The organism is Streptomyces sp. NBC_00286 (assembly GCF_036173125.1).
GTDB lineage: Bacteria > Actinomycetota > Actinomycetes > Streptomycetales > Streptomycetaceae > Streptomyces.
The window spans coordinates 9,212,855-9,233,763 of record NZ_CP108054.1 but is presented as its reverse complement, the minus strand read 5'-3'; the positions used below and the strand labels follow the sequence as shown (position 1 = coordinate 9,233,763).

Annotated in this window: 18 protein-coding genes and 1 pseudogene; 8 read left to right on the top strand and 11 right to left on the bottom strand. The window is 70.3% G+C overall.

Going from position 1 to position 20,909, the window contains the following annotated elements:
- The first annotated feature begins 144 nt into the window (after positions 1 to 144).
- Both OHT21_RS41645 and OHT21_RS41640 read left to right on the top strand, forming a co-directional pair.
- On the top strand, positions 145 to 693 hold the full coding sequence (locus OHT21_RS41645; RefSeq protein WP_328773424.1) for a hypothetical protein: 549 nt from the start codon (positions 145 to 147) through the stop codon (positions 691 to 693).
- 33 nt (positions 694 to 726) lie between these two features.
- The gene (locus OHT21_RS41640; RefSeq protein WP_328773423.1) at positions 727 to 1,485 is read left to right on the top strand and encodes a dienelactone hydrolase family protein; all 759 of its coding nucleotides are present in this window, start codon (positions 727 to 729) and stop codon (positions 1,483 to 1,485) included.
- Between the two features lie 167 nt (positions 1,486 to 1,652).
- Here OHT21_RS41640 and OHT21_RS41635 read toward each other — a convergent pair whose 3' ends face one another.
- Both OHT21_RS41635 and OHT21_RS41630 read right to left on the bottom strand, forming a co-directional pair.
- Positions 1,653 to 2,189 carry an SRPBCC family protein gene (locus tag OHT21_RS41635; protein WP_328773422.1) on the bottom strand — a complete coding sequence of 179 codons (537 nt, stop codon included), beginning with the start codon at positions 2,187 to 2,189 and terminating at the stop codon, positions 1,653 to 1,655.
- A 6-nt stretch (positions 2,190 to 2,195) separates the two neighbouring features.
- Positions 2,196 to 2,567 (bottom strand): ArsR/SmtB family transcription factor, encoded by a 372-nt coding sequence (locus OHT21_RS41630; protein ID WP_328773421.1) that lies wholly within the window; start codon positions 2,565 to 2,567, stop codon positions 2,196 to 2,198.
- A gap of 206 nt (positions 2,568 to 2,773) precedes the next feature.
- On the opposite strand from OHT21_RS41630, the gene OHT21_RS41625 reads away from it, so the two are divergent.
- Positions 2,774 to 4,189, top strand: a complete 1,416-nt coding sequence (locus OHT21_RS41625; protein ID WP_328773420.1) for a glycoside hydrolase family 43 protein — start codon at positions 2,774 to 2,776, stop codon at positions 4,187 to 4,189.
- A 22-nt stretch (positions 4,190 to 4,211) separates the two neighbouring features.
- Here the strand turns inward: OHT21_RS41625 and OHT21_RS41620 are convergent, their stop codons facing one another.
- The 4 genes from OHT21_RS41620 to OHT21_RS41605 are packed head-to-tail and all read right to left on the bottom strand — an operon-like array spanning position 4,212 to position 9,421.
- The gene (locus tag OHT21_RS41620) at positions 4,212 to 5,534 is read right to left on the bottom strand and encodes an MDR family MFS transporter (RefSeq protein ID WP_328773419.1); all 1,323 of its coding nucleotides are present in this window, start codon (positions 5,532 to 5,534) and stop codon (positions 4,212 to 4,214) included.
- Positions 5,531 to 7,381: an ABC transporter permease subunit gene (locus OHT21_RS41615; RefSeq protein ID WP_328773418.1), complete on the bottom strand. Its 1,851-nt coding sequence runs from the start codon at positions 7,379 to 7,381 to the stop codon at positions 5,531 to 5,533. The genes OHT21_RS41620 and OHT21_RS41615 overlap by 4 nt, the downstream gene beginning before the upstream one ends.
- Before the next feature lie 15 nt (positions 7,382 to 7,396).
- The gene (locus tag OHT21_RS41610; RefSeq protein WP_328773417.1) at positions 7,397 to 8,890 is read right to left on the bottom strand and encodes an ABC transporter substrate-binding protein; all 1,494 of its coding nucleotides are present in this window, start codon (positions 8,888 to 8,890) and stop codon (positions 7,397 to 7,399) included.
- A gap of 57 nt (positions 8,891 to 8,947) precedes the next feature.
- Positions 8,948 to 9,421: a GNAT family N-acetyltransferase gene (locus OHT21_RS41605; RefSeq protein ID WP_443050697.1), complete on the bottom strand. Its 474-nt coding sequence runs from the start codon at positions 9,419 to 9,421 to the stop codon at positions 8,948 to 8,950.
- 269 nt (positions 9,422 to 9,690) lie between these two features.
- Between OHT21_RS41605 and OHT21_RS41600 the strand changes: the two genes are divergently transcribed.
- Positions 9,691 to 10,131 (top strand): STAS domain-containing protein, encoded by a 441-nt coding sequence (locus OHT21_RS41600; protein ID WP_328773415.1) that lies wholly within the window; start codon positions 9,691 to 9,693, stop codon positions 10,129 to 10,131.
- A 279-nt stretch (positions 10,132 to 10,410) separates the two neighbouring features.
- On the opposite strand, the gene OHT21_RS41595 is transcribed toward OHT21_RS41600, so the two are convergent.
- Positions 10,411 to 10,851 (bottom strand): protease inhibitor, encoded by a 441-nt coding sequence (locus tag OHT21_RS41595; protein WP_328773414.1) that lies wholly within the window; start codon positions 10,849 to 10,851, stop codon positions 10,411 to 10,413.
- A 334-nt stretch (positions 10,852 to 11,185) separates the two neighbouring features.
- Between OHT21_RS41595 and OHT21_RS41590 the strand changes: the two genes are divergently transcribed.
- Positions 11,186 to 11,770 (top strand): hypothetical protein, encoded by a 585-nt coding sequence (locus tag OHT21_RS41590; protein ID WP_328773413.1) that lies wholly within the window; start codon positions 11,186 to 11,188, stop codon positions 11,768 to 11,770.
- Between the two features lie 61 nt (positions 11,771 to 11,831).
- On the opposite strand, the gene OHT21_RS41585 is transcribed toward OHT21_RS41590, so the two are convergent.
- The 3 genes from OHT21_RS41585 to OHT21_RS41575 form a co-directional block, all read right to left on the bottom strand.
- Positions 11,832 to 13,484, bottom strand: a complete 1,653-nt coding sequence (locus OHT21_RS41585) for an RICIN domain-containing protein (protein WP_328773412.1) — start codon at positions 13,482 to 13,484, stop codon at positions 11,832 to 11,834.
- 346 nt (positions 13,485 to 13,830) lie between these two features.
- Positions 13,831 to 14,211: a toxin Doc gene (locus OHT21_RS41580; protein WP_165345136.1), complete on the bottom strand. Its 381-nt coding sequence runs from the start codon at positions 14,209 to 14,211 to the stop codon at positions 13,831 to 13,833.
- A gap of 3 nt (positions 14,212 to 14,214) precedes the next feature.
- Complete coding sequence (locus OHT21_RS41575; RefSeq protein WP_328773411.1) at positions 14,215 to 14,460, bottom strand: hypothetical protein; 246 nt, start codon at positions 14,458 to 14,460, stop codon at positions 14,215 to 14,217.
- A 198-nt stretch (positions 14,461 to 14,658) separates the two neighbouring features.
- On the opposite strand from OHT21_RS41575, the gene sigJ reads away from it, so the two are divergent.
- Positions 14,659 to 15,612 carry an RNA polymerase sigma factor SigJ gene (gene sigJ / locus OHT21_RS41570; RefSeq protein ID WP_328773410.1) on the top strand — a complete coding sequence of 318 codons (954 nt, stop codon included), beginning with the start codon at positions 14,659 to 14,661 and terminating at the stop codon, positions 15,610 to 15,612.
- Positions 15,609 to 17,300, top strand: coding sequence for a cytochrome bc1 complex cytochrome b subunit (gene qcrB / locus OHT21_RS41565; RefSeq protein WP_328773409.1), 1,692 nt, complete (start codon positions 15,609 to 15,611; stop codon positions 17,298 to 17,300). The genes sigJ and qcrB overlap by 4 nt, the downstream gene beginning before the upstream one ends.
- Here the strand turns inward: qcrB and OHT21_RS41560 are convergent.
- Positions 17,272 to 18,239 (bottom strand): annotated as a pseudogene (locus tag OHT21_RS41560) (discoidin domain-containing protein); the annotation flags it as partial. The gene qcrB and the pseudogene OHT21_RS41560 sit on opposite strands and share 29 nt — an antisense overlap.
- A 233-nt stretch (positions 18,240 to 18,472) precedes the next feature.
- Here OHT21_RS41560 and OHT21_RS41555 point away from each other — a divergent pair.
- Complete coding sequence (locus OHT21_RS41555) at positions 18,473 to 20,884, top strand: SpoIIE family protein phosphatase (protein WP_328773408.1); 2,412 nt, start codon at positions 18,473 to 18,475, stop codon at positions 20,882 to 20,884.
- Positions 20,885 to 20,909 lie beyond the last annotated feature (25 nt).

Genomic DNA, 20,909 nt, shown 5'->3' with positions numbered 1-20,909 from the left:
GGCATGTCCGGGGGACATGCCCTGCTGCTGTTCTTTTCTTCGATTGGGGGCTCCCAAATGCTTTCAAGGTCTTCGATTGTGGTCACCGCCGGGCTTCTGGGCGTGGTCCTGTGCGGATGCTCGTCGCTCACCGGAAGCTCGGAAGTGGGTACCGGCACATCGTCGTCGAAGGGTTCGTCAGCGGACGGGCCGGAGGTGCCGGACTCCATCCTGGACCTGGAGCGGGTGTGCACGGACGGGCTCGGCTTCTCGGGGATGCCCGCCTACGACCGTACGAAGAAGACCGTGCACCCGGGGATCCTCATGAACAACCCCGGCGACAGCTGGTCGCAGTTCGAGCCGCCCGCCGGAGACTTCCCCAAGGGCTGGTTCCTCGGCTACTCCGACAAGCCGGCCGCCGCCGAACTGGTCGTCTGCCTCGAACGCACCAAGGCGACCGCGACCGGCAAGGTGTGCGACATGGAGACCGAGGACGGCAAGCCGCTGAAGATAAGCACGTACAACACCTCGTACCAGCTGAAGGTCGTCGAAGCGCGGACGGGCAAGTCCCTGCACGAGTACAACGGTGAGGTGAAGTCCGACGAGTGCCCGGTGTACGTCTACACCTCGGCGGGCGAGGACAAGAACAAGTACTACAACGAGGTGCGGCCCAAGGACTACCGCAAGCGCGTCCAGCCCTTCATCGCGCCGTAAGCCGTCCCAACTCGCCCTCCCCTGGAGGCCAGTGTGCCCGCCACGACCACCACGACCGTAGATCTCACTGAGTTCAGCGCCGCCCTCGGCGGCTCCCGTCAGCTCAGAGGCCATCTCACCCGGCCCAGCGGGCCCGGCCCCTGGCCCGGTGTCGTCGTGATCCATGAGGCGCTGGGCATCAACGATGTGATGCACCGTCAGGCGGAACGGCTGGCGAGAGCCGGGTACCTCGTCCTCATGCCCGATCTGTTCACCGACGGAGGGGCCGTACGCTGCCTGGTGCCGACCTTCCGGGCCGCCCTGTCCGGACGCGGCCGAGCCTTCCATGACATCGAGGCGGCCCGTACCCACCTCGCCCGGGATCCCGACTGCACCGGGCGGATCGGCGTCATCGGCTTCTGCATGGGCGGTTCCTTCGCCCTCCTCGCCGTGAGCGGTGGCGACTTCGACGCCGCCTCCGTCAACTACGGCCGTCTACCGAAGCATCTCGAACGGGCGCTCACCGATTCCTGCCCCGTCGTCGCGAGTTACGGAGCCCGCGACCGGACACTGAAGGGCGCGGCCTCCGGTCTGGAGGCGTCGCTCGACCGGCTCGGCATCGTCCACGACGTCAAGGAGTATCCGGAGGCCGGGCACTCCTTCCTGAACGACGCCGAGGTCGGTCCACGCGCCCTGCGTCCGCTGATGCGTGTCGCCGGAATCAGACCGCACCCGGAGTCCGCCGTCGATGCCTGGCGACGCATCGACGGCTTCTTCGCCACGCACCTCAAGCCGGAAAGCCAGGAGGGCTGATCAGACCGAGGGGGCGGCTGCACGAGCTGGTGCGGGGGCAGATGGCCTGATGGAGCGAAAGGGCCCCGCAAGGGTTCACAGCCCCTCGTGCGGCGCTGTGGCCCCGGCTGCGCCCCTGGCGCGGGCCTGAGTGACGCGCACTCGTGTAACGGCGGTAGCCGACAGGGTCAGCTCGGGTCGTCCATGCCGGGTACCGGTGCGCCCGACGGGACTCCGGCACTGACGTAGCCGCGGTAGAACTCTTGCCACTGCGGGGTGTCACCGGCGTGCGGCCCCGCGAACCGCTCGCCGCGGGCCCATACGTCGAGGGCCATGAGGCACGCCTCCCAGCCCGCGCCGTTGCGGGCGGCGGTGTTCTCCTCCACCAGCACGTTGGTGAGCGTGAAGCGGGTGCGCTTCTCATCCAACTCTTCGAGGTCGAAGTGGAGTTCGTCGCCTTCCCAGCTGAAGGAGAGATGCCGGGGCGCGTCGACGGCGAGCACCCGGCCCGTCGTGTCCACCGTGTTCGGGTCGTCGCTGAACTTGATCGTGCCGCCGACGCGCAGTTCGATCTCGGCGCGGGACGGGAACCAGTGGGCCAGTTCGTCGGTGTCGGTCACGAACTGCCAGACGCGGTCGATGGGGTGGTCGTAGACGCGGGTGAAGCGGACGGCCGGGCGGCCGTCGTCCAGGGTGAGGTAGGTGCCGGTGAGTTCGACGGACATGGTGACTCAGTCCTTCGGGTCGGGGGCTCGGTTGTCCTCGTCCGACGACTCCCCCGTCGCCGCTGTCGCCGCCGTCTCGTCCAGGCGGCGCCCGAGCGCGTCGAGGCTGTCGTTCCACAGCTTGCGGTACGGCGCCAGCCAGGCGTCCAGTTCCGCGATCGGCGCCGGATCGAGGGTGTAGACCCGGCGCTGCGCGTCCTGCCGTACGCGCACCAGGCCCGCCTCGCGCAGCACCTTGAGGTGCTTGGACGTACTGGGCTGACTCAGACCGCAGGCGTCGACGATCTCACCGACGGGCCGCGGACGCTCCAGCAGCAGACCGACGATGACCCGCCGGTGCGGGTCGGCGAGCGCGGTCCACAGGGACGCATCGGACATGGATTCAATATGCCTCTACAGTCATATGCCAGTCAAGGCATATATGGTCCAGAGCGGGTGGCCCGAGATCGAAACAGCATGCGGGGCCACAACAGAGCCACCCCTGCCACATCCGTTGACTTCCCCCTCGCACGGCTCTACGTTCAGCGCGCTCGCTCGTTCGGATTGTCGATCCATGTTCGATATTTCGACCACACCTCCCTGAAATGGAGCCTGACGTGAACAGACCCTCGGACGCGGGCGGGCCCTCCCGCCGGCTCCTCCTCGGCATGGCCGCCACCGTCCCGGTGGCCATGACCGGCGCTCTCAGCCTCGGCGCCGGGAGCGCGAGCGCGGCGACCGGGCCGTCGTACGTGATGGGCTATTTCACCGAGTCGACCAACCTCGGCGCGGGCACCAACTACGGTCTCCATCTCGCCGTCAGCACCGACGGCCTCCAGTGGCTGCCGCTCAACCAGAACAACCCGGTGGCGACCCCCACCCAAGGCGCTCTCGGCCTGCGCGACCCGTTCATCATGCGCAAGCAGGACGGCACCTTCGTCGTCCTGGCGACCGACCTCCAGGGCACCGACTGGAACCGCACCAGCGTCAACATCCACGTCTGGGACTCCACCGACCTGCGCGCTCTCACCGGCTACCGACTGCTGAAGCTGCACGACATGGCCAACACCCACAGCTGGGCGCCGGAGGCGTACTGGGACGCCTCACGCGGCCGGTACGGGATCCTCTACTCCTCGGTGAACAGCAGCGGCCACAACGTGATCATGGTCAGCTACACGACCGACTTCCGGACGACCGCCAACCCACAGGTGTTCTTCGACCCCGGGTACGACGTCATCGACGGCAACCTGGCCGTGGGCGTGAACGGCGTCAACTACCTCTACTACAAGGAGAACCAGACGCTGGTGGGGGCGCGGTCCACCTCCCTCGACCCCGGCAGCTTCACCAAGTTCAGTACGCCGGTCGCGCACGGCGGCACCGAGGCCCCGATCCTGGTCAAGTCCCACACGTCCAGCACCTGGTGCCTGTGGGGCGACACCTATACGCCCAACGGTGTCTTCTACGCCTGGCAGACGAGCAACCTGGCCTCCGGTACGTGGACTCCCGTCGACCAACGGCTCTACACGCAACCCCTCAACTCCAAGCACGGCACGATCGCGGCGATCACGGGAGCCGAGTACGACAACCTCGTCGCGCGCTACGGGGCACCGGCCTGGAACCGGCTCAAGTCGTACAACTACCCGGCCCGTTACGTCCGGCACAGCGGTTACGTCGGCAGGATCGACCCGTACCCGATCGACCCGTACGCCGACTCCCAGTGGAAGCTGGTGCCGGGCCTGGCGGACTCAGCGGGTGTCTCCTTCCAGTCCGTCAGCCACCCCACCCGCTACCTGCGGCACTACAGCTACAACCTGCGCCTCGACGTGAACGACGGCACGGCGGCATTCGCACAGGACGCGACGTTCCACCGGACCGCGGGCCTGGCCGACTCCACCTGGGCCTCGTTCCGCTCGCACAACTTCCCGACGCGCTACATCAGGCACTCGGGCTACGTCCTGCGGATCGACCCCGTCTCGACGGCGACCGAACGGGCCGACGCGACCTTCCAGGTCGGCTACTGACCGGCTACTGACCGGCTGCTGCCTACTGGCCGGTGACCGGCCGGGGGCGGCGAGGCAGCAGCGCGATGGACGCGACGGGGATCACGGCAAGGACCAGCCAGGGCACGGCGGGCGGCAGGCCCAAGTCGAGCAGTGAGCCGGTGCCCGCGCTGCCGATCAGGACGATCAGGCCGGAGACGGAGGACAGGGCGCCCATGTAGAGGCCGAGGCGCCCGTCCTCGGCGAGATCCGGCACCCAGGCGCGGGCGGCGGGCAGGACGAGCATCTGGCCGAGCGTGAGCAGTACGACGAAGCCCGCCGCAGGCAGCAGACCGGCGTTCCCGGTCCACGCGGCGGGCCGTGCCGCGGCCACCACCGCGAACCCGGCGGCGATCAGCAGCAGCCCCGCGGCCATGGAGCGGCGCAGGTCGAGCCGGTCCCCGGCCCAGCGGGTGACGGGCAGTTGGGCGGTCACGACGAGCAGCGAGGACAGCGCGAACAGCCACGCCAACGGCGCCTGCGAACCCGTCGCCCGCTCCACCTCGTCGGGGAGGATCAGATACAGCTGGTTGTACGCCAGCAGGTAGGCGCCGTACGCACCACACAGCGCCAGGAAACGCCGGTTGCGTACGAGCACACGGGCCCCGCCCTTGACGGCGACCCGCTTCCGCCCCGGGATGTGCTGGGGCAACAGCCACAGATGCCCGGCCAGGACGAGGACGAACACGCCCGCTCCCGCCAGGCACGCCACCCGGAAGTCCACCCCGAGCAGCAGCGCACCCAGGAACGGCCCGACGAACGCGCCGGCCTGCCCGGCCACGGTGAACAGCGCGAGCACGTTCGTACGAGGGCCGCCGCCCGCCTCCTCCCACACCACGGCCTGACGGGCGACCTCCGACTCGACGGCCGGCGAGAACAACGCCGCGGCGAACCCGATCAGCAGCACGGCCCCGAGGACCGCCCAGGTCCGGTCCGCGTACCCGAGCCAGACGAACCCGGCGATACGCAGGACACAGCCCGCGAGCACGACGGGCCGTACGCCGTAGCGGTCGGCCAGCGCGCCGCCCACCACGAACAGGCCCTGCTGGCTGAAGGTCCGCAGGCCCAGGACGAGTCCGACCATCCAGCCCGCCATGCCGATCGCGGTGCCCAGGTGCTCGGCGAGGAACGGCAGAACGGCGTAGAAGCCAATGTTGAAGGCGAGTTGGGTGAGGATCAGCAGGCGCAGGAGGGGGTTCAGCCGGCTCCAGGTACGCAGGCGCGGCTGAGGGTTCAGGCGGCTCCAGATGCGGTGTCGCGAAGCCTCGGTCGCCGCACTGGTCTGCGAGTCCGCCTCCTTGGTCTCGTTGGCGGGCTGCCGGGTCATGGGGACTCCTTGGTTGCGGTGGTGGCGGGCTGCTTGGCAGCGGGCGCGGAGCGGGGGACGGCGAGTGTGGTCGGCAGCTGTGCGGCGACGGGCTTCGCGAAACGTCGGAGTCGGCGTCGCGGTCCCCAGGGCCACCGCACCCCTCCTCCGGCCGTCACCGCCACCGCCCCCAGCAGGGCGAGCACGGCGGCCGGGGCCAGGACGGCCCACGGGGCGCGCTCGGCGTACGGCTGGTTCTCGGCGAGGAGCAATCCCCATTCGGGGGACGGCGGTTGGGCACCCAGGCCGAGGAAGCCGAGGGCCGCGAGGGCGAGGGCCACGCCCGGCAGGCGCAGAAGGGCGTGGCGGGTGACCGGGGGCAGGACGGCGGGGAGGAGTTCGCGGCGGAGGAGGTAGACAGGGCCCGCGCCGAGGCCTCTGGTCGCAGTCAAGTGCGTGGTGGCGCGCTCCTGTTGGAGCAGCGCAGAGGTGTGGGCGGCCAACGGCGCCCAGGCGACGGCGGTCACGGCGAAGGCCGGGGTCGTGGTGCCGCTGCCCGCGATCGCGGCGACCAGGAGTCCCGCGAGGACCGGCGGTACGGCGTTGACCGTGTCGAGCAGCGGTCCGGAGAAGCGCGGCAGCAGCCCCAGTACGACACCCACCACCAGCGCCGCCGCGCTCACCGCGAGAGCCAGGGCCAGCGTGTCCAGCGCGCCGTGCCCGACCCGGGCCAGGACGTCGCGGCCCAGTGCATCCGTGCCGAACGGGTGCACCCAGGAAGGCGATTGGAGCCGCGCCGTGGTGTCCAGCTCCAGCGGGTTCCGGGTCAGACCGAGCGCGATGACGGCGAGCAGCAGCCCACCGTAGAGGAGGGGCAGGGCCGTGGGCCGGGACGGCGTCGGGCGGTGCAGCGAGGAGAGCGCGCCGTCGCGCAGGGCCGGTCCGACGAGCAGCCGTGCCGCGAGCCGGGCGAGGCCCCCGGCTGCCGCGGCGAGCAGGACCAGGGCGAGGGTTCCGGCCTGGAGTACGGGCAGGTCCTGCGCCACCGCGGCCTGCAGGCTCAGCCGTCCGAGCCCGGGGATGTCGAAGATCTGCTCCACCGCGACCGCGCCGCCGGTCAGGCCGACGACGAACAGGCCGATGTTCGGCAGCAGTCCGGGCACACAGCGGCGCAGTGCCTGCCGGGCGATGCTCCGGCCGGGGACTCCGCGGGCGGCGGCCGCCAGCGCCCAGGGTTCAGCGAAGGCTCCCGGCAGCATGTCGTCGAGCAGCCGCCCGAGCAGCGCGCCCGCGGGCAGGCCCAGCGACAGCGCGGGCAGCACCATCCACCGGGGCCCGTACCAGCCGAGCGCGGGCAGCCAGCCGAGTTGTACGCCGACGACGGCGGCCAGCACGGACGCGGTCAAGAAGTCGGGCAGCGTGGACAGGAACGCCGAGCCGGTACCTGCCGACGGACGCCCGGCGAGTTCTCGCCGCGCCCCCAGCCTCAGCGTCCGCGCGCACACAGCACCCGCCGTGACCACCGCGACGGCCAGCGCCCCGGCCATCAGCAGCAGCGACACCCCGAGCGCCTGCAGAACCGACGGCGTGACCTCCGCTCCGGAGATCCACGACCGGCCCGCGTCACCGCGCACCAGCCCACTGAGCCATCTACCGAGGAGCTCCAACGGACCTGCGTCCAGGCCGAGTTGGGCGCGAATCGCCTCCAGTGCCTCGGGGGTGGGGTCGCGTTCCGCGGACCGCGCCTTGAGCACGGTGAGCGCCGGATCGGTGCGCGACAGCCACGGCAGCAGCCCGACCCCGCACAGCAGCGCACCGGCGAGTACGGCACGCCACAGCGGCGGCCCGAGCCCCCGTACGACTGTCACGTCCCCCGCCGCCCGTCAGCGCCGTGTCCCGGCCCCGACGAGAGCACGCTCGTACGGGTCGAGCTGCACACCGCTCACCTCGGCGCCGACGCCGGTGATGATGCGCTGATGGACGAGCGGCACGACCGCGTCGGTGCCGAGGACCGCAGCCTCCGCGGCCATCGACGCGTCCTGCCGGTCGGCCGTGTCGCTGATCGACTCCGCGGCGGCGACGGCCTTGTCGACCGTCTTGTCGCACAGCAGCGCCAGGTTGTAGCTGCCGTCGCAGGTGTAGTCGCTGGCGAGGATGGAGACGGGGTCGCCGGTGTCGAGCATGGTGTTGCGCGCGGAGAGCACCGCGTCGAACTTCCCGTCCAGCGCGTCGCTTTCGAGCCGTGAGTACTCGCGCACCTCCAACTCGACCTTGAATCCGGCCTTTTCGAGCTGCTGCTTGAGCACCTGGGCGGCCTCGGGCAGTTCGGGCCGGTTGTCGTACGTCGCCACGGTGACCGAAGTCCCGTCCGCACCCTGCGCCTTGGCCCGGCCGGTGGGCTTCACGCGCTTGTCCGCCGCCCAGTTCAGGGCGGGCCCGTAGATCCCAACGCCGGAGTCGGCGTACCCCTCGTACACGCCCTTGGCGAAGGCGGAGGTGTCGATCGCCTCGCGTGCGGCGGCCCGTATCTTCGCGTCCTTGAAGGGACCGGACTTGGTGTTGAGCAGCAGGCTCGTGGTGCGGGTGGTGGCTGTATCGCGGCGGGTCGCCTTGTCCAGCGAAGCGGCCTGCGAGACCGGGACGGCCTCGGCGATGTCGGTCTCACCGGTGCGCAATGCGTTCGTACGGGCCGTGCCGTCGGCGATGTACTTCGCGTCGATCCCGGAGGCGTGCGCCCGGCCGCCCCAGTAGTCGTCGAAGCGGTCCAGGGTGGCCGCGGTGGTGCCGGTGACCTTGGTGAGCTCGAAGGGCCCGGTGGCGGTGCCGACCGGACTGACGCCGTCCTTCTTCGCGTACGCCTTCGCCGACAGCATGACCAGACCGGGGCTCGACAGCCGCAGCGGCAGTACGGGATCGGGGTCGGCGGTGGTCACCCGGACCCGTCCGCCGTCCGCGGCCTCGGCGGTCAGCTCGACCCCGGACAGCGCGGCGGTCACGGGCTTCGCCCGGGTGGCGTGGGTGAGGGAGGCGGCGACGGCCTTCGGGGTGACCTCGGTGCCGTCCTGGAAGGCGGCCTCGCGCAGGGTGAACAGCCAGCTCCGGTCGTTCTCACGGCTCCACGACTCGGCGAGCGCCGGAATCGCCGTGCCGTTGGCGTCGAGGCGGGTCAGCCCCTCGGTGACGCCGAGACGGGTGAGGAGGGTGGCGTCGGCGCCGTACGGGGAGTAGTTCTCGGCGGGCGGGAAGGCGAGCGCGACCCGCAGCCGGGAGCCGCCCGAGGTCTCGGACTCCTCCCCGCCGCCGGAGGCGAAGCAGCCGGTGATCAGCGGGGCGAGCAGCAGACCGGCGAGGTACCGGCGGCGGGACGGGGAGCGCATGGTCTCATTCCTGGTGGGGCTTGGCGGGGCGGCCGGTGGGCGTGAAGGGCGGGTCCGTCAGAGCAGCGGGACCTCGAAGTGCAGGACGTTCTTGCCGCCGCCGGGTTCCTCGCGCTCGTCGAGCACCGCCTTGCCGCGTGAGCGCCAGAACGCCTCGGCGCCGGGCACCGCCGGATCGGTGTGCAGATAGACGGCGCGGTAACCGCCGTCCGCCGCCGCGAAGTTCAGCAGCTCGTCGACCAACTGTCCGGCCAGGCCACGCCTCCGGTGCTCGGGGCGTACGTACACCCGGCGCAGTTGGGCGGTCTCCCCCGAGGGGTAACGCTCGGCGAGATGGCGTGGGTTGGGCGGATGCGCGGGTCCGCGGGAGTCGAGTGCGCCGGTCGCGACGACCGTGCCGTCCCGCTCGTCGACCGCGACCAGGAGGGTGTGCCGGGCGGGCACGACATAGGCCTGTTCGAGATCGACGATGTCGCGGTGCCAGCGCGGTACGTACCCGGTGCCGAAGTCGCGGTAGACGGTGTCGAGCATGACGGACCGCGCGCCGTCCAGGTCGTCGGGGGTTGCCGTCTTAATGCCGTCTCTACGCACCTGCACATCATATGCATTAAGCGCGTTCCGTCGGGAGGGGTGATCCGTGTGACACCTGTAACCTGACCCGCAGAGTCAATGGTCACGCACGAGATTCATCAGTTCGTGTGAGATTGGATCTTACGGTCGGGGTGGCCGGGATGGTTACCGGCCAACCCGGGTATTGGCCCAGATCAAGTGCCCCCTCCCCTGCACGAGGTGGAGCCAACATGCCGCCGGAAGCCGAAGACCGCACCGCCGCACCGCCCGAGGGCAGTACGGCGCACTACCCCGGTCTCCCCCCGGTGAACGCGTATGCCCAGAGCCGGCTGAGCGGTGAGTTCACCGTGGTCGTGGTGCGGGGCGAGATCGACATGGCGGCGGTGGACGCCCTGACCGAGCATCTGGACGCCGCGACGGCCCGTTCCGAGCCGCAGGTCCTGGTGGACCTGCGCTGCGTCGACTTCCTCGACTGCTCAGGGCTGCGGGTGCTGTGCCGGGCCGAGCGGCGGGCGAAGGAGCGCGGCGGCAGCCTGCGCCTCGTCTCCCATCAGCCCCTCATCCACCGGCTGTTGCGCGTCTCGGGGCTCCTCAGCCGCTTCCCGCCGCTCGCGGAACTTCCTCCTGAGTGCCGTCCGGAAAGCGGATCAGGACCTTGCCCTCAGGAGTGACGCGGGTGTCCGTCCGTGCTCCCACGGGGTCAACAGTTCTGACACAGCTGAGTGTTGGGGCTTGGGACGGCTTGCGCTCCTACCTTCGCTGGTTCCTGAAAGCGTCTCAGGCAGGAGATGAGTAGATCCAGATACGCAGATGCCGGGGGTCGGCAGGACGGCCCCACTCCGTCCTTGCCGACCCCCGGGTGAGATCGCGTGGCGTCCACGACAGGGCACGCACTCCCCAGCTACGGGCCCCGGGTCGAGGTTCGCGGGCGCCGCGGCGATCCCGGTCTCTCAGAACGCGAAGACGGCTCTCCCCTGGGAGCTGTTCTTCACGCACTCGTTCGCAAACGTGCGCTCGTAGGAGATACGACGGCCCTGCCAGACGCCGTCGACGGTGACGACCACGGGCCGGTACTCGCGGGTGCACACGCCCCCGCCTCTGCCGGCCAGGGTCTCGAAGTCCCCGCCGGACGCGCGCAGTTCGGCGCAGGCCCGGGCCGCGGCCGGGTGCGTGCCCGAGGCGGTCGGCTCGCAAGTCAGGGTGACGGCGCGGTCCGGGCTGATAGTGGTCGCGCTCTCGCCGCGGGCCACGGTGAGCACGAGGGCCGAAGGGGCATAGAGGGTGGACGAGGTAGCGGGCTCGGGGGCGGCGTGGGCGGCTCCGGCGAGGGGGCCGCAGACGGCGGTGGCCGTCAGGGTGAGGGTCGCTGCCCAGCGCGCGGTGTTCGGCATTGTGTGCATCCTTCCGCTTGGGTGGCGTTCCGGATCGTTTGCGTTCCGGAACGGTTGGTCGCCGGTTCCTCTGTGGCGAACCGGCGAGCGCGAGTCTGCCGAGTCCGCGGCGGAAACACACGTCCGCCCCACACATTTCAGTAACGTTGCGTGTTGAATCAGTGGCGTGAAGTGACGGATCTTGAGCACACCGAGCCCGTATCTGAGCGGGTTCCGTCGCGCGGAAGAGGCGCTCTGGCCGGATTCGCACCGCTCAGCAATAGGCCGGAAACATTCCGCTTCCGGCAGAAGCGGAACCCTTGCCTTCGCCGAGTATCAGCGTAAGGCTCATTACATGATTACAACGGAGCAGCACGAGAAACTGCGCGGCTGGTTCGCCGGCCGACTGCCCGACGATCTCTTCGAGAGCCTCAGTGAGGTGACGGTCGACCGCGAGGAGATCACGGTCATCGGCCGCATAGCCGAGCCTCGGCTCGCCGAGGCGGCCTCGGAGGCCGAGAGGGCGGCGGCCGTCAAGTCCCGTATCCAGGAGTTCCGGGAGCGCACCCGCGACGACCGGGTCGCGGTGGCCCGCGAGGCCGAGCACCGCTTCCGGAAGAAGGTGTCGTGGGGCGTGGAGTGCGGGGGCGAGCGCGCCCTGTTCACGCATGTCGCCGCCCCCGTCATGACGCGGCTGCGGCAGCCCCAGCGTCAGGTTCTGGACACCCTGATCGCCGCCGGAGTCGCCCGCAGCCGCAGTGACGCGCTCGCCTGGTGCGTACGCCTCGTCGAGCGCCACGCGGACGACTGGCTCACGGAACTGCGGGACTCCCTGGAACACGTCCAGCGAGTCCGCGCACAGGGCCCGGACGCCGACGACACCGAGGACGGCACAGCCGAGCCGGAGGACACGCCGCACGACGAACAGACGGAGAGCTGACCGGAGTTGGCCGGGCGGGAAGCGTACGAGGCCCCCTGAGCCGCCCGGCCGGGCGGAGCCCTCAGTCCGAGTCGCTCACCGGTTCCGCCACCGAGAGGGACTCCGGGCTGGCCGAGGACTTGCTGCCGTCCGCGCGCCAGCGCTGCTCGTCCGACCTGTCGCGGATCTTGACGACCACGTCCGAGTTCTCGTCCTTGGCGGCGGGGGCGACCGCGAGGTCTTCCTGCCAGCGCGGCAGCAACTCCCCCTGCACCGTGAGGTCGTAGCGGACGTCATCGCCCCGCTTGGAGCCCGCGGAGGCGCAGCTACCCAGGACGACCACGCCGGCGTCGACGTGGGAATCCACGCACAGATCGGGGTTCGCGACACTGCGCAGCAGCCCGTCCTCCTCGTAGGACCACTCTTGGGTCCCGGCGGAGGAGCACGCGTCCAGCTTGAGCGAGGCACCGGACCGCGCCTTGCCCCCCTTGATGTCCAGGCAGAGATCCGCGGCGACATTGCGCAGCCGGGTCTCCACAGGAGGCGTGGGCACCGAGGGAGGCGGGGACGTCGAACCGGCGGGCGGCGCCTGCGGACCGGGAGTTGCGCTCTGGCCGGGGCCTGGAGTGCCGGAGGCGGAGGGGTCACCGCCGTCGTCCTGCGGCCACAGGATGGTGATCAGTACGGTCGCCAGCAGCGCCCCGGAGAGTACGCCCGCCCCGGTGAGCAGGGCCTTCGAGTTCCCCGGGCCCTGCGCGGCCCTTCGGCCCCCGGGCCCGATGGGGAACTGGGGCAGCACGCGCCCGCGATGACGGCCGCCGCCCTGCCGTCTGCCGGCGGAACGGCTCGGCCGCGATCCGGACTGGCCGCGCCCCGGGCGGGAGTCGAGATAGCGGCGGGCGCCCCAGCCGAGCACCGATTCGGCCAGCAGTACGCCGAGACCGCCCTGGCCGCCTTCGAAATGGCTGAGCTGCTCGGCCGCGTAACGGCAGAAGCGGCACTCCAGCAGATGCTGCTGGACATCGGGGAGCAAGGTGCCGCCGCGCCGAATCGGGACGTCCAGGAGACGGTTGTAGTAGCGGCAATCCTTGTTCGGCGCGAGTTCGCGGTGGGCGCGTACGCAGCCCTGGCGGAATTGCTCCCGTGCCTGGTCCAGAGCGGCGGACGCGGTGTCGGGATCCATACCCAACAGACCAGCTGGTACGGATATGTTCTCCGCCTCGACCTCGGTGTGCCACAGCACGCACTGGGCGAGCCCCGGGAGCGCCTGGAAAGAACGTTCGGCAAGCTTGCGATTTTCCGGCGTCAACGACTTCGTGGCACGCATACCACGGCCTCCGGCGGGTTTCCGGAGTTCCGGCAGAACGCCGGATATGCGGTCCGCCGCGGACCAGGCCCGGACCGTGTCCCGTACGGTCACCAGCAGGTGGGGGCGCAGCGCGGCCGCGGACTCGGCGCGTTTGAGCCGGTCGAGGACCTGCTGGAAGGCGGCCGCGGTGACCATCGAGGAGACACTCGCCGAGGTGGCCAGGCAGATGACCGCGTAGTCGTACGCCGGCTGCCAGTGCCGCGCCATCAGCAGTGCGACGGACTGGGCGAGTTCGCCCTCCGGCTGCGCACGCAGGAGAGCGGCGAGGCTCTCGTCCGACTCCCCCGGAGCGGGGGCTGCACCCCCGGTAACGGTGAGGCCGGGGTGCGGGGGGTATGTGGGACGAGGCGGGTGGGGGGTGTGCACTGAGCGGGGTCCTTCCAAGGCACAAGGTGGCACACAGAAGTTCTGACCGCCGAAAAGGTGCTCCTGGTTGGTGCATACCTTTCTGGCTTGGTGCATGGAAAGTGACCGGCGGGTGACTCGGTCGGGCCGCCGGCCGACGCCTCTTGAGCAAAACCGGCAGAACTAAAACTCGAGCATCGAATCAGACCCGGCCATTAACCATGTACTGGGAAGTTCACCCTTGCACAAATCCCTCACAGCCAACAAGCCACTTGCGCGACTTGCGCAACATCCGACCTCTGAAGGAAAGTCAAGCGGGTCACTCAAGTCGCCCCGCCCGCCCGGCTTTTGAAAATCAGGTGCAACTTCAGATCTGCCAGGAGCGCAAACGATCGGCCGCCCCGAACACATCCGCCTTGCCGGACATCAGGTCACGCGCGAGGTCGACGAGAGCCCCGTAGGGCGGGTCGATGCCGACGCCGCTGACGAACATGTACGACACCGCCGTCGCGCAGGCGAAGCGGGCGTTGGCGGACGGCAGCGGCTTGAGCATGGCCAGGGTGTGCAGCAGCGCGGCAGCGCGCCAGGCCGGGTCCGAGTCCACGCCGAGCCGCGGCGGGTCCACGCGGTGCCGGGCCACGGCGGCCACGAGCGCGGAGAAGTCGTTCACCGTGGGCTGGTCGGGCAGGACCTCTTCGTGGCGCTGGAGCAGCCACGGCACGTCGATATGGATGACAGAGGCGGCCATGGCTCAGGCGGCCCGCCCCGCGCCCTTGCCGGTCGGTTCGTCCTCGGGGAAGGCGGCGGCGAACTCGTCGGCGTGCGCCGCGAAGAACTGACGGAACACGTCCGCGCCTTCCTGCAACGCGCGGTGCCGCACGATGTCGGCCGCGGCCGCCTCGCGTACCAGGGCCTTCATCGACGTTCCGCGCTCCTTGGCGATCTGCCGCAGATCCTCGAGCTCGCGCTCGCTGAATTCCACGTTGAGAGCTGGCATGCCCCTCACGGTACCGCGCGGGTACTGGATCGTAAATAGCCGCAGGTCAAGTGGCACGTACGACGGTACCGAGCAGCTTCGGCAACGGCACCCCACGCTCGTACGGTCTGAGACGTACGTCACTCCCCCGCGTCCGATGTCACACTCCGGGCCCCCGGAGCCCTCGCAGTAGTGAGGCGCGCACCGGGAGGCACAGGCATGTCCAGAAGTCCGGCACCGCAGGCGGGGATCGACGAGGCCCTGAACACGGCGACCCGTCTGTTCATGGAGCACCGCGAGCTGCTGTTCGCGATCGTCTACAACATGCTCGGCAGTGTCGCCGACACCGAGGACGTATTGCAGGAGACCTGGCTGTCCTGGTCCGGCAGCCGCAGCCGGGCACCGCACAAGGAGATCGGCAACCCGCGCGCGTATCTCGTCCGCGTCGCGGTGAACCACGCGCTGAAGCGGCGGGACGTGATCAGCCGACGACGCGAGACATACGTAGGCCCCTGGCTGCCCGAGCCGCTCGTCGCCCGGGCCACGGACGGGCCGCCCCCGGACGCCGCGGACCCGGCCGTGCGCGCCGAGTCCGTGTCGATGGCGATGCTGGTGGTGCTGGAGTCGCTGACCCCGCTGGAGCGGGCGGTGTTCGTCCTGGGCGAGGTGTTCGGCTACGCCCATACCGAGGTCGCCGAGGTCCTCGACCGCAGCCCCGCCGCCGTACGTCAACTGGCGCACCGCGCCCGGCAGCATGTGCACGCCCGGCGCCCGCTGTACGAGGCGCATCCGCGGGTGCGCAGGGAGGCGACCGAGCGGTTCGTCGAGGCCGCGCTCGGCGGTGACATCGGTGCGCTGATGGAGATCCTCGCGCCGGACGTCACGGTGTGGACGGACGGCGGGGGCAAGACGCGCGGGGCGCTCAGGCCGGTGCGGGGGCGTGACAAGGCCGTCCGGTTCATCACGGGGGGAGCGCGGCAGGGCGGCGGGGCGCGGCTGGACATCGCCTACCGGCGCGTCAACGGCGATGACTCGGTGGTGGTCTTCGACGGCACGTCCCCGTTCGCCGTGATGGTCATGGACCTCACTCAGGAGGGCGACCGGATCAGCGACGTCTTCATCGTCACCAACCCCGACAAGCTGACGCACGTACGCAAGGACGACGCCGTATGACCACCTACGAGAAGGCGCCCTCGCGCCGGTCCGCAGCCGACGAGGCGTCCTCGGGTCGGCGCGTGGCCGACTGGTTCGACGGCCGGCTCGGCACCCACAGCCTCGGCAGGAAGTATCTGCGCAAGGTGTTCCCGGACCACTGGTCGTTCCTGCTCGGGGAGATCTGCCTGTGGAGCTTCGTCGTACTGATCCTCACGGGTGTCTATCTGACGCTGTTCTTCCATCCGTCGATGAACGAGGTGACGTACCACGGCAGTTACGTCCCGCTGAACGGCGTGCGCATGTCGGAGGCGTACGCCTCGACTCTGGACATCAGCTTCGACGTACGGGGCGGACTGCTGATCCGGCAGATGCACCACTGGGCCGCGCTGATCTTCGTGGCCGGGATGCTGATGCACATGATGCGGCACTTCTTCACGGGCTCGTTCCGCAAACCCCGTGAGGTCAACTGGCTGTTCGGCTGGACGCTGCTGTTCCTCGGCCTGTTCGAGGGGCTCTTCGGCTACTCGCTGCCGGACGATCTGCTGTCCGGCACCGGGTTGCGGTTCCTGGACGGCGCGATCCTGTCCGTGCCGATCGTCGGGACGTATCTGTCGTTCTTCCTGTTCGGCGGCGAGTTCCCCGGAGACGACATCGTCGCCCGCCTGTACTCGCTGCACATCCTGGTGATCCCAGGCATCATGGCGGCCTTGGTGGTGGCCCATCTGATCCTGGTCTTCTACCACAAGCACACCCAGTTCCCGGGGCCCGGGAAGACCGAACGGAACGTCGTGGGCGCGCCGTTCATGCCCGTCTACATGGCGAAGGCGGGCGGTTTCTTCTTCCTGGTGTTCGGTGTGATCACGTTCATCGCGGCGATCGCCACGATCAACCCGGTCTGGGCGTACGGGCCTTACCGCGCCGACCAGGTGTCCACGGGAGCCCAGCCGGACTGGTATCTGGGCTTCGCCGAGGGGCTGGTGCGCATCATGCCGGGCTGGGAGATCAATATGGCCGGCCATACGCTGGTCCTCGGCGTGCTGATCCCGATCGTCGTCTTCCCGCTCCTCCTCGTCTTCATCGGTGTCTATCCGTTCCTGGAGTCGTGGATCACCGGGGACAAGCGCGAGCACCATCTCTTGGACCGGCCGCGCAACCGGCCGATCCGGACCTCCATCGGCACGGCCTGGATCAGCGTCTATCTGATCCTGCTCGCGGCCGGCGGCAACGACATCGTGGCCACCCGCCTCCATCTGTCGATCAACACGGTCACCTGGGCGGCCCGGATCGCGCTGTTCGTCGTCCCCGTGCTGGTCTTCATCGCCACCCGGCGCATCTGCCTGGGCCTGCAACGCCGGGACCGCGACCTGGTGTTGCACGGCCGCGAGACCGGCGTCATCAAGCGACTGCCGCACGGCGAGTTCGTCGAGGTGCACCAGCCGCTCTCCCCCGCCGAACTGCACACGCTGACCCAGCACGAGCAGCCCCGCCCGCTCGAGCCGGGCCCGGCACACGACGCGAACGGCGTGCCGAACCCGAACGGCTCGAAGGGGCGGCTACGGGCTCTGCTGTCCCGCGGTCTGTACGGCGAGGGCACGCAGGTGCCGAAGCCGACGGCCGAGGAGTACCGCGCGGCCCATCCGGAGGCGGAGGCCGAGGAGCGGCAGGAACCCCGCGCGGTCAGCGAGGCGGGGCCTCCAGACGGCTGATCCGCTGGGCGCCGCGGGCCTCGCCCGGGTGGCGGCTCGTCATGGTGAGCCGGATGCGGCTGCCACGTACGGCGTCGAAGGTGATGACCGTGGGCACGTCGGACGCGGTGGCCCAGTCGATCTCGGCCTCCCTGGCGGGCACATAGCGGCGCCCGTCCCAGTACGCCACCTCGACCGTGGCAGGCCGGGTGTGCGTGGCGTCGACGGTGAAGGAGACCTCGATACGGTCCAGGGTGCGGGTACGTCCCCAGTCGACCGAGACCCAGTCCTCCTCGCGGGCGCCGTTGAACGCGGGCAGCAGCGCGGTGGCCTCCTTGTGGAAGGCATTGGACCAGCCGGTCGCCGGGTCGCCGGGTCGCCGGGTCGCCGTCGAGCATCGCGGCGGGCAGGGTGTCCGGGCGGCCCGAGTAACTGGCGTCCGCCACCGGATAGTTCGGCGCTTCCGGGCCCGGGGCGGGCTTGAACTCCGGTGCCGGGGTCAGGACCTTCTCGCGCGCGGGCGTAGTGCGCACGGTGAAGGCGCCGGACCGCAGGCCCTTCGAGCAGGCCCGCACCGTGAGCCGTCCCGCCCTCGTACCGGAGCGGACGATCGCCAGGGCCTTTCCGTGGAAGGCCGTACGGGTGCTCGCCTGATAGCGCTCAGCACTCTCCTCGCGCCCATTGTCGAGCCCGGCGAGCGAACCACCGTCGACGTCGAACGCCAGGAGATGTTCGGCACCCGGCACCACCACACCGCGCGCGTCCACCACCTCCGCGGTCACGAAGCACAGCGAACGCCCGTCCGCGGAAAGGGACTTACGGTCCGCGGTGAGGCGCACGGCGTGCGGCTTCCCGGCGGTGCGCAGCACATCGGTGGCCACGGCCTTGCCGTCCCGCCACCGCCTTCAGCTCGCCCGGAGCGAACGGCACCTTCCAGATGAGATGCAGCTTGCCAACTGCTCGCGACCAAACAGATTCTGACGGTGTGCCACTCAGGACCGTCAAGACCGCGGCAGGCTTCTTCTGTCCGTCACCTCACATCGGCCGGAAAACCGCCCGGTGACCGAGTGCAGGGGAGCGACGGCCGATGCCGGTGTGCTCCAGGCGGTGTGCGGATCACCCGTACGGACTAGGCTGGGACCCAAGTGACGGCAGCTGATCACTGTCAGTGTCCGCAATGGAGTGTGGCGACGATGAGGAGCCACGACGACACACCGCCCGACGGTCCGGACTACCCCTTCGACGTGACCGCCACCGCACGGGCCGTCCTCGACGCGGACGGCATCATCGTCGAGTGGAACGAGGGCGCCCGGCGCCTGCTCGGCCATGCCCCGGCCGAGGTCCTCGGCCGGCCCGCCGCGGACCTGCTGGCCCCGGGCGACGGAACCGGGCGACCCCGGCCCGAGCCGACGAGCAACCGCTGGAGCGGACAGCTCGCGCTGCGTCATCAGGACGGCCGCCCCCGGTACGTATGGCTGCTCGCGCACCGGCGGCAGCCCGCCCGCGGCGACCGCAGCGACTGGATCCTCGTCACACCCCTCGACCGTACGGACCCGCTGCCGGACGGCGACCCCCTGACGACCGCGCTCCTGGAACAGTCCCCCTGCGCCACGGCGATCTACGACGAGCGGCTGCGGCTGCGCCGGATCAACGAGGCCATGGCCCACGCGATCGGGCTCCCGGAGGAACGCATCCGCGGACTGCGGCTCCCCGAGATCGGCGGCCGGCCGCAGAGCGAGGACTTGGAGCGGCATCTGATCCGGGTGCTGTTGGGCGGGCAGCCCGAGGATGTGCAGACGTACATGAGGCTGGGCGGTGAGCGGGATCCGCACGCCTGGCTGGCCCGCATCGCGCCGCTCACGGACTCCGAGGGCAGCGTGCGCGGCGTCTGTCTGACCGCCCACGACTTCACCGAGCAGTACCTGGCCCGTGAACGGCTGCAACTCGTCAACGAGGCGAGCATCCGGGTCGGCTCCACCCTCGACGTCCGACGCACGGCCCAGGAACTGGCCGACGTCTGCGTGCCCGCGCTCGCCGACTTCGTCAGCGTCGACCTGATGGATCCGGACGATCAGGGCGGCGATCCGGGGCGGCTGTCCGCCCCCGTCACCCTGCGCCGCGCTGCCCACCGGTCGGTGAACCCGGGCAACCCGGAGGCGTCGGTCAAGCCCGGCCAGGTCGATGTCTACCCGGCGTCCTCCCCGCAGGCCGACTCCCTCCTCGCCGGTCGGCCCATCGTGGCCTCGGACCTCGCGTCCACCCTGTCGGAATGGCTCGCATGGGACCGGCCTCGCTTCGAACGCGTCAAGGAGTACGGCATCCACTCGACGATGTCGGTCCCGATGCAGGCCCGCGGCGCGGTCCTGGGCGTCGTCGTGTTCACCCGGTTCCGGCGGCCCGAGCCCTTCACGCCCGACGACGTCCTGCTGGCCGAGGAGGTCACGGCCAGGGCGGCCGTCTGCATCGACAACGCCCGCCGCTACTCCCGCGAACGCGCGACCGCGCTCGCCCTGCAGCGCAGCCTGCTCCCCCGGACGCTGCCGCGCACGGCCGCTCTGGAAGCGGCCTCCCGCTATCTGCCCGCGGCCCGGGCCGGGGTCGGCGGCGACTGGTTCGACGTGATCCCGCTGTCGGGGATGCGGGCCGCCATGGTCGTCGGGGACGTCGTCGGCCACGGCGTCCAGGCCTCGGCCACGATGGGGCGGCTACGGACCGCCGTCCGCACCCTCGCCGACATCGACCTGGCACCGGATGAACTGCTGACCCACCTCGACGACCTGGTCCTCAGACTGTCCACCGAGGCAGGCGGCGACGGCACGACGGGCGAGGTCGGCGCCACCTGCCTGTACGCGGTGTACGACCCGATCAGCCGCCGCTGCACCCTCGCGCGAGCCGGACATCCACCCCCGGTGATGCTGCCGCCGGACGGCCCACCGCGGGAGATCGACGTACCGCCCGGGCCCCCGCTCGGCCTCGGCGGGCTGCCCTTCGAGTCCACCGAGTTCACGCTCGCCGAAGGAACCGTGCTCGCCCTCTACACCGACGGCCTCATCGAGAGCCGCAAGCGGGACATCGACGTCAGTCACCGGATGCTGTGCCAGGCACTGGCCCGCCCGTCGAGCTCACTGGACGACACCTGCCATCACGTCCTCCAGACGCTGCTCCCGCCGAGAGGCGTCGCCGACGACGTGGCCCTGCTGCTCGCCCGTACCCGCGGACTTCCCACCTCTCAGGTGGCGACCTGGGACATCCCGGCCGATCCCGCCCTCGTCGCCCCGATCCGCAAACAGGTCGTCCAGCAGCTGAGCGGCTGGGACCTGGACGAGGCGGCGTTCACGACGGAACTCGTGGTGAGCGAACTCGTCACCAACGCCATCCGGTACGGCGAACGCCCCATCCGGCTGCGCCTCATCCACGACGCCGACACGCTGATCTGCGAGGTGTCGGACGCCAGCCACACGGCCCCCCATCTGCGGCGCGCCAAGACCTTCGACGAGGGCGGCCGCGGACTGCTCCTGGTCGCCCAGCTCACCCAGCGGTGGGGCAGCCGGCATACGCCCGAGGGGAAGACGATCTGGGCGGAGCTGACCATGGACGAGGACTGACATCCAGAGGGGCATCCGTCAGAGG

Excerpts from the sequence above, each read along its gene's own strand:
- OHT21_RS41635 (WP_328773422.1), bottom strand. The coding sequence starts at position 2,189 with ATGTCCGTCGAACTCACCGGCACCTACCTCACCCTGGACGACGGCCGC.
- OHT21_RS41630 (WP_328773421.1), bottom strand. The coding sequence starts at position 2,567 with ATGTCCGATGCGTCCCTGTGGACCGCGCTCGCCGACCCGCACCGGCGG.
- OHT21_RS41625 (WP_328773420.1), top strand. The coding sequence starts at position 2,774 with ATGGAGCCTGACGTGAACAGACCCTCGGACGCGGGCGGGCCCTCCCGC.
- OHT21_RS41620 (WP_328773419.1), bottom strand. The coding sequence starts at position 5,534 with ATGACCCGGCAGCCCGCCAACGAGACCAAGGAGGCGGACTCGCAGACC.
- OHT21_RS41610 (WP_328773417.1), bottom strand. The coding sequence starts at position 8,890 with ATGCGCTCCCCGTCCCGCCGCCGGTACCTCGCCGGTCTGCTGCTCGCC.
- OHT21_RS41605 (WP_443050697.1), bottom strand. The coding sequence starts at position 9,421 with ATGCTCGACACCGTCTACCGCGACTTCGGCACCGGGTACGTACCGCGC.
- OHT21_RS41600 (WP_328773415.1), top strand. The coding sequence starts at position 9,691 with ATGCCGCCGGAAGCCGAAGACCGCACCGCCGCACCGCCCGAGGGCAGT.
- OHT21_RS41595 (WP_328773414.1), bottom strand. The coding sequence starts at position 10,851 with ATGCCGAACACCGCGCGCTGGGCAGCGACCCTCACCCTGACGGCCACC.
- OHT21_RS41590 (WP_328773413.1), top strand. The coding sequence starts at position 11,186 with ATGATTACAACGGAGCAGCACGAGAAACTGCGCGGCTGGTTCGCCGGC.
- OHT21_RS41580 (WP_165345136.1), bottom strand. The coding sequence starts at position 14,211 with ATGGCCGCCTCTGTCATCCATATCGACGTGCCGTGGCTGCTCCAGCGC.
- OHT21_RS41575 (WP_328773411.1), bottom strand. The coding sequence starts at position 14,460 with ATGCCAGCTCTCAACGTGGAATTCAGCGAGCGCGAGCTCGAGGATCTG.
- sigJ (WP_328773410.1), top strand. The coding sequence starts at position 14,659 with ATGTCCAGAAGTCCGGCACCGCAGGCGGGGATCGACGAGGCCCTGAAC.
- qcrB (WP_328773409.1), top strand. The coding sequence starts at position 15,609 with ATGACCACCTACGAGAAGGCGCCCTCGCGCCGGTCCGCAGCCGACGAG.
- OHT21_RS41555 (WP_328773408.1), top strand. The coding sequence starts at position 18,473 with ATGAGGAGCCACGACGACACACCGCCCGACGGTCCGGACTACCCCTTC.